Genomic DNA, 13651 nt, shown 5'->3' with positions numbered 1-13651 from the left:
CGTCATGAGCGGCGCCCCCATCGGCGTATGTGTGTGGCGGCCGGGCTAGGCCGCGTACTCGTGGATGTCCTTGACCACCGAGAAGCCCAGGCCGTACGCGCTCATGCCGCGTCCGTACGCGCCCAGGTGCACGCCCTCCTTGGTGGACCCGGCGAGGACCCAGCCGAACTCGGACTCGCGGTAGTGGAACGAGGTCGGCACCCCGTCCACCGGGAGCGAGAGCGTCGACCAGTCCTCGCCCTGCAGATCGTCCGCGAGAACCCAGGCCGTCTCGGTCTGCTGGTCCAGCCAGTCGTCACGCAGGCTGTGGTCCATCTGGCTGGGCCAGGTGACGGCCAGCAGACCCACTCCGGCGAGCCAGGCCGCGGACGACACCGACGTCGCCTCAAGCAGGCCCGTGCCGTCCGGGCTGCGCCGCACCGGGTTGGCCGCGACGGTCACCACGGCCGCGAAGCGCTCCTTGTCGTTGTTCCCGAAGGGCCCGTCACTCCGTACCGACGGCTCATCGCCGTGCCCGATGGAGCCGTGCTCCACCGCGCCGTCCGCGGCGGTGCCGACCTGCATCAGCCAGCGCTCGCCCGTGAAGGCCTCGTCGAGGCCGTACCAGGGGAAGGGCGCCAGCAGATAGCTGTCGACCGTGCGCCGGGCGGAGGGCATCGCTTCTGCGGTGCCGTCCGCGGCCGGCGCCTGTGCGCCTACGCGACTTGTCGTCTCCATGTACCCGGCCGCCTCCTCGTTCTCATAGGTCCGCAGGGCCCGCCCCCCTCGGGCGTCCTCAGCCGGACAACAAGGCAGGATAGCCACACCCGTTCCGGAACCCGGGACACCGGTAGGCGTACGAGTGTCTCGAACAGAGTGCCCGGGGGCGTGTTCAGGGGCGTACCGAGGGTGCCTCTCAGGAGGTCAGGTGGCGTCCGCGTCGAACGGCGGGTGCTCGGCGGGTGCGGGCTTCTCCGGCTTCTTGTCCATGTCGATACGGCCGTCCTTCTTGGCCATGTCGACACGGCTTCCGGTCGAGCCGGACGCGCTGTCCGAGCCGGTCGTGCCATCGGCGGATTCACTCTCACGCCCGTGCACGGCGTCCGTGACCTCGGCCATCTCCTTCTTGAGGTCGAAGCCGTTGCGGATTTCCTTCAGACCGAGCTCGTCGTTGTCGAGCTGCTTGCGGATGAAGGTCTTCGGATTCAGGTCCTCGAACTCGAAGTCCTTGAATTCCGGGCCCAGTTCGCTGCGTATATCGGCCTTGGCGCTGTCCGAGAATTCGCGGATCTTACGGATGGTGCGCGAGGCGTCCTGAATCAGCTTGGGCAGCTTGTCCGGGCCGAAAACGAGCACAGCGAGGATGACCAGCGCCACTACCTCGAGCGGGCCAATGTCTGAGAACACCTTTAGCTCCTTGCCATCCGGACCGCATCCACGGTACCCGGCGTTCCTGTCCGTCCGGTAGCCGCTGGGCGACAGACGTGGATCAGTTCCCGCCCGACGCGCCGAGCACGAGCGTCACTTTCCGGTCCTTTCCTGCGCGCTGGACCGTCAATTCGAGGCTGTCCTTCGGCCGATGGGCGCGGATCTTGACGATGAGCTCGTCGCCGGAGTGGATGCGCTGGCCGTCCACCTCGGTGATGACGTCGCCCGGCTTGATCCCGGCGCGGTCACCGGGGCCGCCCTTGTTCACGGCGGGGCCGCCGTCCTTGCCCTTGTCGCCGACGCGGGCGCCGTCGCCCGTGTACTCCATGTCGAGCGTGACACCGATCACAGGGTGCGTGGCCTTGCCGGTGTTGATCAGCTCTTCGGCGACGCGCTTGCCCTGGTTGATGGGTATGGCGAAGCCGAGTCCTATCGAACCTGCCTGGCCGCCGCCGGGCTCCGAGCTGTCGTCGGCGGAGCGTATGGCGCTGTTGATGCCGATGACGTGAGCCTCGGAGTCGACCAGCGGGCCGCCGGAGTTGCCGGGGTTGATGGGAGCGTCGGTCTGCAGGGCGTCGACGTAACTGATGTCGCTGCCGTCACCCTTCTCGCCGCCCGCCGTGATGGGGCGCTCCTTGGCGCTGATGATGCCGGAGGTGACGGTGTTCTCCAGGTCGAAGGGGGCGCCGATGGCCACCACGGGGTCGCCCACCTGGACGTTCTCGGAGTTGCCGAGGGGCAGCGGATTGAGTCCGCGTACGCCGGAGACCTTGACCACGGCGAGGTCGTACCCGGAGTCGCGGCCGATGACCTCCGCCTTGGCGGTCTCGCCGCCGCTGAAGGTCACCGATATCTCGCCGCCTGTGCCCGCGGGCTCGACCACGTGGTTGTTGGTGAGGATGTGCCCCTTGCCGTCGAGCACGAAGCCGGTGCCGGTGCCTTGCGCGTCGTCGCCGCTGACGTGCAGGGTCACGACGCCGGGCAGGGAGCTCGCCGCGATCCCGGCGACGCTGTCCTTGGCCCTCGCCTTGTCCTCCGTCTTGGCCTGCGGCAGCTCGATGTCCGCGCCGCCGTTCCGCTCCAGATAGGCGCCGAGGGCTCCGCCGATGCCGCCGGCCACGAGGGTGATGACGGCAATCCCGACCAGGATGACCCGCCGCCCCCGCTTCTTCTGCTTGGCCTCATCGACGGGAACGGCACCACTCTGCTGAAGGGGCGCGTTCCAGGGGTCGTAGGGCTGCCGGGGAGGGGCGGGGGGCTGAGGGTGGTGCGGCTGGGGCTGCGGGGCCGGGTGGGCCTGTTGCGGCTGCGGCTGCGGGGGGACGCCCTGTGGGGGCGTGGGGTGCGGGGTGCCGTGCGGCGGGGTTCCGCTGTGGGCCGCTGCCGGGAGGTGCGTGCCGCGGGCGGGAGTCGCCGCCGGGTGCTGTACGGGCGGGGCGGGGGCCCAGGGGCCGGGCTCGCCGTACGGCGGCGTGCTGTACGGATCGGGGTCGTGCAGCGGGCGGGGACGGTCGGCGGGGACATCCGCAGCGAGACCGGCGCCTTCGGCGGGGGTGACGTCGGCGGGCGCCGCGCCTCCCGGAGCCGCGGCGGCGGAGCCGGACACGGTCCCGGAGCCGGGCACGTAGGCGGAACCCTGCCCGGACTCAGCACCTGGCACAGCGGCATCCGGCCCAGAGGCGGACCCAGGCACAAAACCAGAGCCGGCCCCGGGCTCAACGCCCGGCACAGCGGCCCCCTGGGTCTCGCGCCGAGCACCCGGCGCAGCCGCGAGGCCGCGCGCAGGCTCGGAACCGGACTCCGGCCCAGCACCCGCCGCAGAGGCAGACCCCGCTCCAGGAGCAGCGCCGGGCGCGAACCCGGAACCGGGCGCAAGCTCAGAGCCAGGCACGGACTCAGCACCCGGCACAGCGGCACCCTCGGTCTCGCGCCGAGCACCCGGCGCAGCCGCGAGGCCGTGCGCAAACTCAGAGCCGGACTCCGGCCCAGCACCCGCCGCAGAGGCAGACCCCGCTCCAAGACCAGCACCCGGCGCGAACCCGGAACCGGGCGCAAGCTCAGAGCCAGGCACGGAGCCGGACTCCGCCTCAGGCCCAGCACCCGGCCCAGAGACGGCCCCCTCTACAGACCCGGCACCCTGCGCAGGCACGGAGCCGGGTGCGGGATCAGCGCCCGGCGCAGGGCCCGCCGCAGGCGGGTTCGCCGCGGCCAGCGTGAAGTCGCCGGACGTGTCCTCCGCTTGCCCTGTGGTCTCTGCCGCCCCCGTCGACCTGGGGCGGCTCCACCACTTCGCCTTCGTGGGCTTGCCCTCGTCCATGCTCTCCCCACACCTGGCCTACGGCGGACGCCGTTCACGTGCTCAACTCCGCGCCCGTCACAAGCATCGGGCAGGCACGGCCCACCCAGGATTCAACCAGGTTCCCGCACCGAAGCGCAGAGCACGTCAGCGGATCTGCGAAGTGCCCTCCAGCGTGCCGTCGACGGGCGACGCCGCCGCGGTGCTCACCGGATCCGCCCCGCCGTCCGCAGCCGCGTCGCCCGGGGGCGACGCGGAGCCGACGGGAGAGACCGGCCGGATGAAAGGGGACATGATCGCCGCACCCGTCAGCATCGGCGCCGTGACCTCGTGACGCTCGGGCTGCTGGACGCGAGGACCCCGCGCGGTCACTCCGGGCAGCAGGGGCCCGGCCGCCTGTGTCGGCGCGACCGGTGCCGCGAGGACACCGGGACGGGGGCCCTGCGCGGTCAGCGGGCCACTGCCACGGCGACGGACGGAATCGGGAGCCGTCGTGGCACCCGAGCCCTGCGAACGCAGCGGCGACGCACTGCTGTTGCTGCCGGAGTTGTTGCTGCCCGAGCTGTTGCTGCTGCCCGAGCCCGCACGCGGCTCACCGGGGTCAGCGGGAATGCCCGTCGTGACACCGCCCAGCGCGATCGCGGCCAGGGACACCGCACCGGCGGCGGCAAAGGCGAACCGCCTCCCGCGCCACAGCGACGACCGCTCGGCCTCGTGACGGCCGACGTCGTACCGATCTACGTCATGGATGCGGAACCCGCGCCCCGAACCGGGCAGCACCGCGGCATGGGCGCCCGAGGGCGCATAGCCGAAGGTCTCCGGTCTCACGCCGAAGACTCCGGTCGGGGGCAGCCCCGACTCGGTGTCCGCCGTGGCGAAGCCGCCGCTCCCCGGAGGCTTGGGACCGGAGGGAGGCTCACTGCCGCCGCCGGGAAGACCCTGGAGGCGGGCGAGGAAACTCTCGGAGGGAGGCGGCGGCGGCGCCGCCTCGGCGAAGACACTCTTGAGCCGCCGCTGCGCGTCGGCCTCGGTCTTGCACTTCGGACAGGTAGCGAGATGAGCGAGGACTCGCTCACGCGCATCGTGGCCCAACTCGCCGTCCACCAGGGCTGCGAGCCGGTCCCCCAGATGCTGCTCGGCCAGACGCCGCTCAACAGGATTGGACCGTGATCCACTCACGCGGTCGCGCCCCCTCCTCCCAGCGCCACGGCTCCTGCGAGCGAGCGACGCTCGGCGCGGGCTTCGGGCGACCGGTGCTGAAGGGCCTTGCGCAGCTGCGAGCGGCCACGGTGGATACGGCTGCGGACCGTGCCCAGCTTGACGCCCAGGGTCGCGGCGATCTCCTCGTACGAGAGACCTTCGATGTCGCACAGGACCACTGCCGCGCGGAACTCGGGAGCGAGGGTGTCGAGCGCCTGCTGCACGTCCGCGTCGAAATGCGTGTCGTTGAAGACCTGCTGCGGCGACGGCTCACGGCTGGGAAGACGCTCCGCCGCGTCGTCCCCGAGGGCGTCGAAGCGGATGCGCTGCTTGCGGCGCACCATGTCCAGGAAGAGGTTCGTGGTGATGCGGTGCAGCCAGCCCTCGAACGTGCCGGGCGTATAGGTCGACAGGGACCGGAAGACACGGACGAAGACCTCTTGCGTGAGGTCCTCGGCGTCGTGCTGATTGCCGGTCAGGCGATACGCCAGGCGATAGACCCGTCCGCTGTGCGTGCTGACGATCTCCTCCCAGGTGGGCGGAGTCCACGCCTGCGATTCCGCGTCAGCGGCAAAGGTCGCGGTCTGAGCGGAGTTGGCAGCGTGGGATCGGTCAGCTGTGTCGGTCACGGATTTCGGCTCACCCGCCAATCCGAGAAAGCGCCTGAGCGCTCCTCCCCGATCCGCGGACGCAGCCGCACCTCCCCTGTCGGCTCTGGTGGTGTCCAGTGGAGCCCCTACCATAACCACCTCGCCCGTTAGCTCCGGATAAGCGTTTTTACTGGAATTTGGTACGGGCTTCCTGCCAGGTGTCCTGCCTGGTCGAAGGGCCCGCAGCCAGTCTTGATCCATTCGTTACCCCCGGCGTCCGCCTACCCCTACTAAACGCCCGGTCCCATCTGCGGGTTCCCGCCCCTTACGGATACAGTCACGGCCAGGCACCCGCGGGGACAGGAGAGGGCCATTACCGGCAACCGGCAGACGAGCTGGGCGTTCGCCGACGCCTTTGTCGCCGAGGACGAAGCAGCGCGCTGGGCCCGTGACCGGGCCAGGGACGCAGGGCTGCCCTCGGTGTCTCCCGGTACCGGCGCCGCTCTGCGCCTGCTGGCCGCCACGGCGGACGCCAAGGCCGTCGCCGAGATCGGCACGGGCACGGGCGTGTCCGGGCTCCACCTGCTGCACGGAATGCGGCCCGACGGCGTCCTGACCACCGTCGACCCCGAGCCCGACCGCCAGCAGTTCGCGCGGGAGGCCTTCCGCGCCGCCGGGTTCGCCGGCAACCGCGCGCGGTTCATCCCCGGCCGCGCGCTGGACGTACTGCCGCGGCTCGCGGACGGCGGCTACGACCTCGTGTTCTGTGACGGCGATCGCACGGAGTACCTCGACTACCTCGCTGAATCGTTGCGCCTGCTGCGGCCCGGCGGGCTCGTCTGCTTCGAGGGCGCCTTCTCCGACGGGCGGACCGTGGACTCCGGGCCGCAGCCCGCCGAGGTGCTGCGCATCCGCGAGCTGCTGCGTGCGGTGCGGGAGAGCCAGGACTTGATGCCGGCGCTGCTGCCGGTGGGCGACGGGCTGCTCTGCGCCGTCAAGCGCTGAGCGCTCCCCGCGCCCCTCTGAGGCGCTCATCCAGCCCCGGACATAGCACTGCCCCGGCTCGTCCTCGCGATGCCGGGGCAGTGAAAAAGTGTGGGCGCTTCCGCGTCAGCTGACGACCTTCTTCAGGGCGTCGCCGAGTGCATCGGCCTCGTCCGGAGTCAGTTCGACGACAAGTCGTCCGCCGCCTTCGAGCGGAACGCGCATGATGATGCCCCGCCCCTCCTTGGTCACCTCGAGCGGGCCGTCGCCCGTCCGCGGCTTCATGGCCGCCATGCTCGTTCCCCTTCCTGAAACCAGCTCATCGCAGCCGACAACCCAGGTGTCACCGGCATCGAACACATTGCTTCCAGGCCATTATCCCGCATGGCAGGACCCGATGACCAACATCGGTCTGCATCGCTTGCGCAACGCGCGCCCGCAAAACCACTCAATTCGGCGATGTGGCTGCGATACTGCGCCGCCTCTTACGCCTCCCGGGCCAGGAATTCTTTGACGCAGGTCACATATCTCCCCTCATGTCGGAGCCCGATGATCTCCGTCATGCTGTGCTCGGACAAAGATGACCGCCGCAGGACCACTGGAGGGGATTCACCATGGCCGACACCGTGCTCTACGAGGTGAGCGACGGGCTCGCGACCATCACGCTGAACCGCCCCGAGGCGATGAACGCGATGAACACCGAGGCCAAGGTCGCCCTGCGGGAGGCGGTGCAGTCGGCCGAGGCGGACCCCGCGGTCCGTGCCGTACTGCTCACCGCGACCGGCCGGGCCTTCTGCGTGGGACAGGACCTGAAGGAGCACGTCGGCTCGCTCATGGCGGACCGCGCGGCAGGCACCGGTCAGACGATGAGCACGGTGCGGGAGCACTACAACCCCGTGCTGCGCGCCCTCACCGGGATGGCCAAGCCGGTCGTCGCGGGCGTCAACGGCGTCGCCGCCGGTGCGGGCCTCGGCTTCGCGCTCGCCGCCGACTACCGGATCGTCGCGGACACCGCGCGTTTCAACACGTCCTTCGCCGGGGTCGCGCTGACCGCCGACTCGGGCGTCTCCTGGACCCTGCAGCGTCTGATCGGCCCCGGCCGCGCCGCCGACCTCCTGCTCTTCCCGCGCAACATCGGCGCACAGGAGGCGTACGACCTGGGGCTCGTCAACAAGGTCGTCCCGGAGGCCGACTTGGCGGCCGAGGCCCTGGAGCTGGCCCGCACCCTCGCCGAGGGCCCCACCCTCGCTTACGGCGCCATCAAGGAGTCGCTCGCCTACGCTGCGGGCCACACCCTTGAGGAGTCCTTGGAGAAGGAGGACGAGCTCCAGACGAAGGCGGGCGCGTCCGAGGACCACGGGATCGCCGTCCAGGCGTTCCTGGACAAGGCGAAGCCCGAGTACCTGGGCCGCTGAGCCCTCGGTAGCGCCCCGGCGGCCGCCGGGGACCCGGATCACACCCGGATCACACAGTCCTCCAGATGGTCGTTCACCAGGCCGCAGGCCTGCATCAGGGCGTACGCCGTGGTGGGGCCGACGAACCGGATGCCGCGCTTCTTCAGGGCCTTGGACAGGGCCGTGGACTCGGGCGTGATCGCCGGTACGTCGGCCAGGGCGGCCGGGGCCTTGCGGGTGACCGGGTCCGGGGCGTGCGACCAGATCAGCTCGTCCAGTTCGCCGTCGGCCCAGCCGGCGAGCACGCGCGCGTTGGCGAGGGTCGCGTCGACCTTGGCGCGGTTGCGGATGATGCCGGGGTCGGCCAGGAGCCGCTCCCGGTCGGCGTCCGTGAACCGGGCGACCTCGTCGATCTCGAAGCCCGCGAAGGCGGCGCGGAAGCCCTCGCGGCGGCGCAGGATCGTGATCCAGGAGAGGCCCGACTGGAAGGCCTCCAGGCAGAGCCGTTCGTACAGGGCGTCGTCCCCGTGGACCGGGCGGCCCCACTCCTCGTCGTGGTACGCCACGTAGTCCTCGGTCGAGAGGCCCCAGGGACAGCGCAGTCTGCCGTCCGGGCCCGCCACCGCGTCGCCGCTCACCGGTCGTTCTCCTCTTCGGCCGCGTCCTTCGGGGCCGGCTGGTCCTGTGGGGCCGCCGGGGCGTGCGTCTTGAGGAGGCCGGGGCCGCCGACCGCGGTGGCCTGGGCGCCGGCGAGCGCCGCCTCGAGCTCCGCGATGTGGGCGTCGCGCTCGGCGAGTTCGGCGGCGAGACGGCCGAGGGCGTCGTCCACCTCCGCCATGCGATAGCCCCGCAGGGTCAGCGGGAAGCGCAGTGCCTCCACGTCGGCGCGGCGCAGGGCGCGGTCAGGGGGCAGCGGGTCGGTGAACCGCTCGGCAGCCACGTCGGGCAGCGCGGCGCGCTCCCCGCCGCCGACCACGGCAAGCGTCACCGCGCCGACCACCACGACGAGGGCGATGACCAGGAACAAGAACAAGACCATCTCTTCAGGCCCCCACGCTCGACTGCCGTGTTCAAACTGTCAGGGTCTGATCGTGCCATGCGCCTGTGACAGTTAAGGTCGCAGGCGGCCGAAGGACGGCACCGACAGAGGAGGCTCACAGGGGATGCTCAGGCTTGGCAGGCGTGAATTCGACGCGCACGAGCCGGTGATCATGGCGATCGTGAACCGGACCCCTGACTCCTTCTACGACCAGGGCGCCACGTTCCGCGACGAACCCGCGCTCGCCCGCGTCGAGCAGGCGGTGTCGGAGGGCGCCGCCATCATCGACATCGGCGGGGTCAAGGCCGGTCCCGGTGAGGAGGTCACGGCCGACGAGGAGGCGCGGCGGACGGTCGGCTTCGTCGCCGATGTGCGCAAGCGGTTCCCCGACGTGATCATCAGCGTCGACACCTGGCGGCACGAGGTCGGCGAGGCGGTCTGCGAGGCGGGCGCGGACCTGCTGAACGACGCGTGGGGCGGTGTCGACCCCCGGCTCGCGGAGGTCGCCGCGCGGTACGGCGTGGGCCTGGTGTGCACGCACGCCGGTGGCGCCGAGCCGCGGACCCGACCGCATCGGGTGACGTATGACGACGTCATGGACGACATCCTCTCGGTCACCCTCGGCCTGGCCGAGCGCGCGGTCGCGCTCGGGGTGCCGCGCGAGTCCGTGATGATCGACCCCGGGCACGACTTCGGCAAGAACACGCGGCACTCCCTGGAGGCGACGCGGCGGCTCGGGGAGATGGTCGAAACCGGGTGGCCCGTCCTCGTGTCGCTGTCCAACAAGGACTTCGTAGGGGAGACGCTGGACAAGCCGGTCAAGGAGCGCGTGGTGGGCACGCTGGCCACGACCGCGGTGTCGGCGTGGCTGGGGGCGCAGGTGTACCGGGTGCACGAGGTCGCCGAGACGCGCCAGGTGGTCGACATGGTCGCGACCATCGCCGGGCACCGGGATCCGGCGGTCGCCCGGCGAGGCCTCGCGTAGGGGCCTAGCGGCCCACTTCCTTGGTGACCAGAGCGACCGCCTCGTCCACGTCGTCCGTGACGTGGAAGAGGTGCAGGTCGTGCTCCGACGCCTTGCCGCCCGCGATCACCGTGTCGCGGAGCCAGTCGACGAGTCCGCCCCAGTACTGCGACCCGAAGAGGACGATCGGGAAGCGGGTCACCTTGCGGGTCTGGACGAGGGTGAGGGCCTCGAAGAGCTCGTCCAGGGTGCCGAGGCCGCCGGGCAGGACCACGAAGCCCTGGGCGTACTTCACGAACATGGTCTTCCGTACGAAGAAGTAGCGGAAGTTCACACCGATGTCGACGTGTTCGTTGAGGCCCTGCTCGAAGGGCAGCTCGATGCCGAGGCCGACGGAGACGCCCTTGGCCTCCCGCGCGCCCTTGTTGGCCGCCTCCATGGCGCCGGGGCCGCCCCCGGTGATCACGGCGAAGCCCGCGTCGACCAGCGCCTTGCCGATGCGGATGCCCGCCTCGTATTCGAGCGAGCCGACCGGCGTACGCGCCGAACCGAAGACGCTGATGGCGCTGGGGAGTTCCGCGAGCGCGCCGAAGCCCTCCACGAACTCGGACTGGATGCGCATGACCCGCCAGGGGTCGGTGTGCACCCACTCCGACTCGCCCTCCGCGTCGGTGTCGAGGAGACGCTGGTCCGTGGTGCCGGGGGTGATCTGCTCACGCCGCCGCACCACGGGCCCCAAGTGCTGCTCGTCCCTCGGGCCCTGCCCCTCTGGACTACCCATGAACATCCCCTTCCGCTGACGGTCTTGCTCGACGTGCCACTTCAGCGTAGGTCTACGGGTGTTACAGGCGGCGCATCCTTAACAGAACTCAGGATGTCAGCCAGGCGCTCAGCCGCTTCTCCGCCTCCGGGATCAGCGAGGCCCGCACCCGCTCGTCGACCTTGTGGGCGAGCAGCGGGTTGCCCGGGCTGTAGTTCACGGCGGGCACGCCGAGCGCGCTGAAGCGGGAGACGTCCGTCCAGCCGAACTTGGGCTTCGCCTCGCCGCCGACCGCCGCCATGAAGGCCGCGGCGGCCGGGTGGTTCAGGCCAGGGCGGGCACCGCCCGTGTGGTCGTCGATGACGAACTCGTCGATCTCGCAGTCGGCGAAGTAGTCGCGCACGAAGGCCACCGCCTCGTCCTCGGAGCGGTCCGGCGCGTAGCGGAAGTTGACGACGACGGTGCACTCGTCGGGGATGACGTTGGTGGCGACGCCGCCCTCGACGCGTACGGCGTTGAGGCCCTCGTGGAAGCGGAGGCCGTCGACCACCGGCGTGCGCGGCTCGTACGCGGCGAGCTTCTCCAAGATCGGCGCGACCTTGTGGATCGCGTTCGAGCCCATCCACGCGCGCGCGGAGTGCGCGCGCGTGCCCTTCGTCTTCAGCAGGACCCGCAGGGTGCCCTGGCAGCCGCCCTCGACCTGGTTGTCCGTCGGCTCCAGGAGGATGGCGAAATCGCCCGCGAGCCAGTCGGGGTGGGCCTCTGCCACGTGGCCGAGGCCGTTCAGGTGGGCGGCGACCTCTTCGTTGTCGTAGAAGACGAAGGTGAGGTCGCGGTTGGGCTCGGTCACGGTCTGCGCGATGCGCAGCTGGACGGCGACGCCCGACTTCATGTCGCAGGTTCCGCAGCCCCACAGGACGCCGTCCTCGTCCAGGCGCGAGGGCACGTTGTCCGCGATCGGGACCGTGTCGATGTGCCCGGCGAGGATCACGCGCTCGGCCCGGCCCAGGTTCGTGCGCGCCACCACGTTGTTGCCGTGCCGGTCGACCGTGAGGTGCGGCAGGCGGCGCAGGGCCGTCTCGATGGCGTCCGCGAGGGCTTTCTCCTCGCCGCTCGGCGAGGGGAAATCGACCAGCTGGGCGGTGAGCGCGGCGGCGTCGAGCGTGAGGTCGAGCGACGCGTCGTGTGAGGTCTGGGCCATGGCTTCGACCCTAACGCCACTGGCCGCACCGCCGTGTCGGTGGCCTCCGCTACCTTGGTCGCGTGCCTGAGCCCCCCACGCTCGTCCGGAGCGGCCGCCTCGTGCGTACCGGGACCGCCCTCGCGGTCCTCCTCGCGCTCGTGGGTTACGTGGTGGTGCAGTACGCCTTCGGGGACAAGGCCGATCCGCGCTGCAGGGTCGTCTCGGGCAACGGCGACGGCGCGTCGTACGAACTGGGCGCCGACCAGGCGGAGAACGCGGCGACGGTCACCGCCGCGGGCACGTCCCGCGGCATGCCGGAGCGGGCGATCACGATCGCCCTGGCGACCGCCCTGCAGGAGTCGGGCCTGCGCAACATCAGGCACGGCGACCGGGACTCGCTCGGCCTCTTCCAGCAGCGCCCTTCGCAGGGCTGGGGGAACGCGGAGCAGATCATGGACCCGGCGTACTCGGCGGTGCGTTTCTACGCCCATCTCAACGACATCCCCGGCTATTCACGGCTCCCCCTGACCGTCGCCGCCCAGCGCGTGCAGCGCAGCGGCTTTCCCCAGGCGTACGCGAAGCACGAGCCGGACGCCGCGCTGCTCGCCGCCGCGCTGACCGGCCGCTCCCCCGCCACCCTCACCTGCGAGGGCCGCACGGCCGACGAACCGGGCGATCCGGCGAAGGTGCGGGCGGCCCTGATCCGCGACTTCGGCCGTGAGGTGGCGCCGGAGAGCGGCCGCGGCGGCACGGTCACCGTGCCGGTGGGCGCCGCGGCGGCCAGCACGGAGGGCGGGGCCGGACAGCGGGGCTGGGAGCTCGCGCACTGGGCGGTGGCCAGGGCGTCCGCGCTCGGCATCGAGCGCGTCTCGTACGACGGCCGGGAGTGGAGCACCGCGGACTCCGGCAAGAAATGGCGCAAGGCGGGCAAGGCGGGCGAAGCGAGCGCCGGCGGGCAGCGCGGCGACGTCACGACCGGCGCGGGCCGGGTCCGAATTGTCGTTGGTCATTAGTACGGCGCTTCACTCGATCAGGCCACGTTGATCACTCAGGGGCGACCTGCCACCCGGGCTTTCGCGCACTCCACCCCGTACATGCCAAAACCCTTGCGAACACAGGGCATTGACGATTCAGCAAGCACTCCCCGGCCAAGCCTTTTGCCCGTTTTTATCCACAGCAGATAATGCGATGCATTGCCAATTCTTTACGTTCGCCCACCGCAACCTTCGAGGGCTTCGAGCGGTAGTCACTGCGTCCGAGCACCGGACCCCATCCGGCCCGGACACCCCAACGTTCTCTCCCGTCTGAAGGAGCATCATGTCCCTCCCCCTGACCCGCCGGATCGCCCGCGCCGCGCTGCTCATCGCAGCGGGGGCGGCTCCCGTGGTCGGTGCGGCCGGCTCCGCAAGCGCCGCCGAGCTTCCGGCCACCCCCGACCTGGGCGGCGTGAGCTCCCTGGACACCGCCGGTCTGGGCAACACCGTCGACGGCGCCTCCAGGAACGCCACCGGTCTCGCGGGTGAGACCGGCAGCAAGGCCGTGAAGAAGGGCGTCCCGGCCGCGGGCAAGGTCGTCGGCACCGGCGCCAGGACCACCACCCCGGTGGCGCAGAAGGCCGCGGGCGACCTCGCGGGCAACGCCGGCGACGTGGTCGGCGAGACCGCGGGCACGGCCACCAAGGGCGGCCTGCCCACCGACGCCGTCGGCGAGGGCCTGCCGACGGACGCCGTCACCAAGGGCGGCCTGCCCACCGACCAGCTGCCGGTCAAGAGCCTGCCGCTCGGCTGACCGCCGCGCACCGCAGGGGAGGGCCCGGAGCCATTGGCTCCGGGCC

At 71.2% G+C, this 13651-nt stretch carries 15 protein-coding genes; 5 read left to right on the top strand and 10 right to left on the bottom strand.

Going from position 1 to position 13651, the window contains the following annotated elements:
* Positions 1–45: 45 nt before the first annotated feature.
* The 5 genes from ACWFR3_RS45105 to sigE form a co-directional block, all read right to left on the bottom strand.
* On the bottom strand, positions 46–717 hold the full coding sequence (locus tag ACWFR3_RS45105; protein WP_453740532.1) for a hypothetical protein: 672 nt from the start codon (positions 715–717) through the stop codon (positions 46–48).
* A gap of 186 nt (positions 718–903) precedes the next feature.
* A complete protein-coding gene (locus tag ACWFR3_RS45100) occupies positions 904–1386 on the bottom strand; it encodes a sec-independent translocase (RefSeq protein ID WP_453740531.1) in 483 nt (160 codons plus the stop codon).
* A gap of 82 nt (positions 1387–1468) precedes the next feature.
* Positions 1469–3067, bottom strand: coding sequence for a S1C family serine protease (locus tag ACWFR3_RS45095; RefSeq protein WP_453740530.1), 1599 nt, complete (start codon positions 3065–3067; stop codon positions 1469–1471).
* A 783-nt stretch (positions 3068–3850) separates the two neighbouring features.
* Positions 3851–4882: an anti-sigma factor family protein gene (locus tag ACWFR3_RS45090; RefSeq protein ID WP_453740529.1), complete on the bottom strand. Its 1032-nt coding sequence runs from the start codon at positions 4880–4882 to the stop codon at positions 3851–3853.
* A complete protein-coding gene (gene sigE, locus ACWFR3_RS45085) occupies positions 4879–5646 on the bottom strand; it encodes an RNA polymerase sigma factor SigE (RefSeq protein WP_190082094.1) in 768 nt (255 codons plus the stop codon). Before sigE ends, ACWFR3_RS45090 begins: the two co-directional genes overlap by 4 nt.
* A gap of 153 nt (positions 5647–5799) precedes the next feature.
* Between sigE and ACWFR3_RS45080 the strand changes: the two genes are divergently transcribed.
* Entirely contained in the window at positions 5800–6498 is a 699-nt protein-coding gene (locus tag ACWFR3_RS45080; protein ID WP_365861941.1) for an O-methyltransferase, read from the top strand.
* Positions 6499–6603: 105 nt separating this feature from the next.
* Here the strand turns inward: ACWFR3_RS45080 and ACWFR3_RS45075 are convergent, their stop codons facing one another.
* Positions 6604–6771, bottom strand: a complete 168-nt coding sequence (locus ACWFR3_RS45075) for a DUF3117 domain-containing protein (RefSeq protein ID WP_361181733.1) — start codon at positions 6769–6771, stop codon at positions 6604–6606.
* A gap of 320 nt (positions 6772–7091) precedes the next feature.
* Here ACWFR3_RS45075 and chcB point away from each other — a divergent pair, with 320 nt between their 5' ends.
* Positions 7092–7892: a 2-cyclohexenylcarbonyl CoA isomerase gene (gene chcB / locus ACWFR3_RS45070; protein ID WP_453740528.1), complete on the top strand. Its 801-nt coding sequence runs from the start codon at positions 7092–7094 to the stop codon at positions 7890–7892.
* Between the two features lie 38 nt (positions 7893–7930).
* Here chcB and ACWFR3_RS45065 read toward each other — a convergent pair whose 3' ends face one another.
* Entirely contained in the window at positions 7931–8509 is a 579-nt protein-coding gene (locus ACWFR3_RS45065) for a DNA-3-methyladenine glycosylase I (protein ID WP_453740527.1), read from the bottom strand.
* The gene (locus tag ACWFR3_RS45060; protein WP_453740526.1) at positions 8506–8910 is read right to left on the bottom strand and encodes a DivIVA domain-containing protein; all 405 of its coding nucleotides are present in this window, start codon (positions 8908–8910) and stop codon (positions 8506–8508) included. The genes ACWFR3_RS45065 and ACWFR3_RS45060 overlap by 4 nt, the downstream gene beginning before the upstream one ends.
* Before the next feature lie 124 nt (positions 8911–9034).
* Here ACWFR3_RS45060 and folP point away from each other — a divergent pair, with 124 nt between their 5' ends.
* Positions 9035–9895: a dihydropteroate synthase gene (folP, locus tag ACWFR3_RS45055; protein ID WP_453740525.1), complete on the top strand. Its 861-nt coding sequence runs from the start codon at positions 9035–9037 to the stop codon at positions 9893–9895.
* A gap of 4 nt (positions 9896–9899) precedes the next feature.
* Here the strand turns inward: folP and ACWFR3_RS45050 are convergent, their stop codons facing one another.
* Together ACWFR3_RS45050 and dapE are read right to left on the bottom strand one after the other, a co-directional pair.
* Entirely contained in the window at positions 9900–10655 is a 756-nt protein-coding gene (locus ACWFR3_RS45050) for an LOG family protein (RefSeq protein WP_453740524.1), read from the bottom strand.
* A gap of 88 nt (positions 10656–10743) precedes the next feature.
* Positions 10744–11835 (bottom strand): succinyl-diaminopimelate desuccinylase, encoded by a 1092-nt coding sequence (gene dapE, locus ACWFR3_RS45045; RefSeq protein ID WP_453740523.1) that lies wholly within the window; start codon positions 11833–11835, stop codon positions 10744–10746.
* A 62-nt stretch (positions 11836–11897) separates the two neighbouring features.
* Between dapE and ACWFR3_RS45040 the strand changes: the two genes are divergently transcribed.
* A complete protein-coding gene (locus ACWFR3_RS45040) occupies positions 11898–12830 on the top strand; it encodes a heavy metal transporter (protein WP_453740522.1) in 933 nt (310 codons plus the stop codon).
* Positions 12831–13134: 304 nt separating this feature from the next.
* On the top strand, positions 13135–13605 hold the full coding sequence (locus ACWFR3_RS45035) for an ATP-binding protein (RefSeq protein WP_453740521.1): 471 nt from the start codon (positions 13135–13137) through the stop codon (positions 13603–13605).
* Positions 13606–13651 lie beyond the last annotated feature (46 nt).

It is taken from the genome of Streptomyces sp. NPDC055189 (assembly GCF_053606765.1).
This window is presented reverse-complemented; position numbering and strand designations above follow the sequence as displayed.

What these genes read in the sequence shown, in the direction of transcription:
- ACWFR3_RS45105 (WP_453740532.1), bottom strand. Translation starts at nt 717, where the DNA reads ATGGAGACGACAAGTCGCGTAGGCGCACAGGCGCCGGCCGCGGACGGC.
- dapE (WP_453740523.1), bottom strand. Translation starts at nt 11,835, where the DNA reads ATGGCCCAGACCTCACACGACGCGTCGCTCGACCTCACGCTCGACGCC.
- sigE (WP_190082094.1), bottom strand. Translation starts at nt 5,646, where the DNA reads ATGGTAGGGGCTCCACTGGACACCACCAGAGCCGACAGGGGAGGTGCG.
- ACWFR3_RS45050 (WP_453740524.1), bottom strand. Translation starts at nt 10,655, where the DNA reads ATGGGTAGTCCAGAGGGGCAGGGCCCGAGGGACGAGCAGCACTTGGGG.
- ACWFR3_RS45035 (WP_453740521.1), top strand. Translation starts at nt 13,135, where the DNA reads ATGTCCCTCCCCCTGACCCGCCGGATCGCCCGCGCCGCGCTGCTCATC.
- ACWFR3_RS45060 (WP_453740526.1), bottom strand. Translation starts at nt 8,910, where the DNA reads ATGGTCTTGTTCTTGTTCCTGGTCATCGCCCTCGTCGTGGTGGTCGGC.
- chcB (WP_453740528.1), top strand. Translation starts at nt 7,092, where the DNA reads ATGGCCGACACCGTGCTCTACGAGGTGAGCGACGGGCTCGCGACCATC.
- folP (WP_453740525.1), top strand. Translation starts at nt 9,035, where the DNA reads ATGCTCAGGCTTGGCAGGCGTGAATTCGACGCGCACGAGCCGGTGATC.
- ACWFR3_RS45075 (WP_361181733.1), bottom strand. Translation starts at nt 6,771, where the DNA reads ATGGCGGCCATGAAGCCGCGGACGGGCGACGGCCCGCTCGAGGTGACC.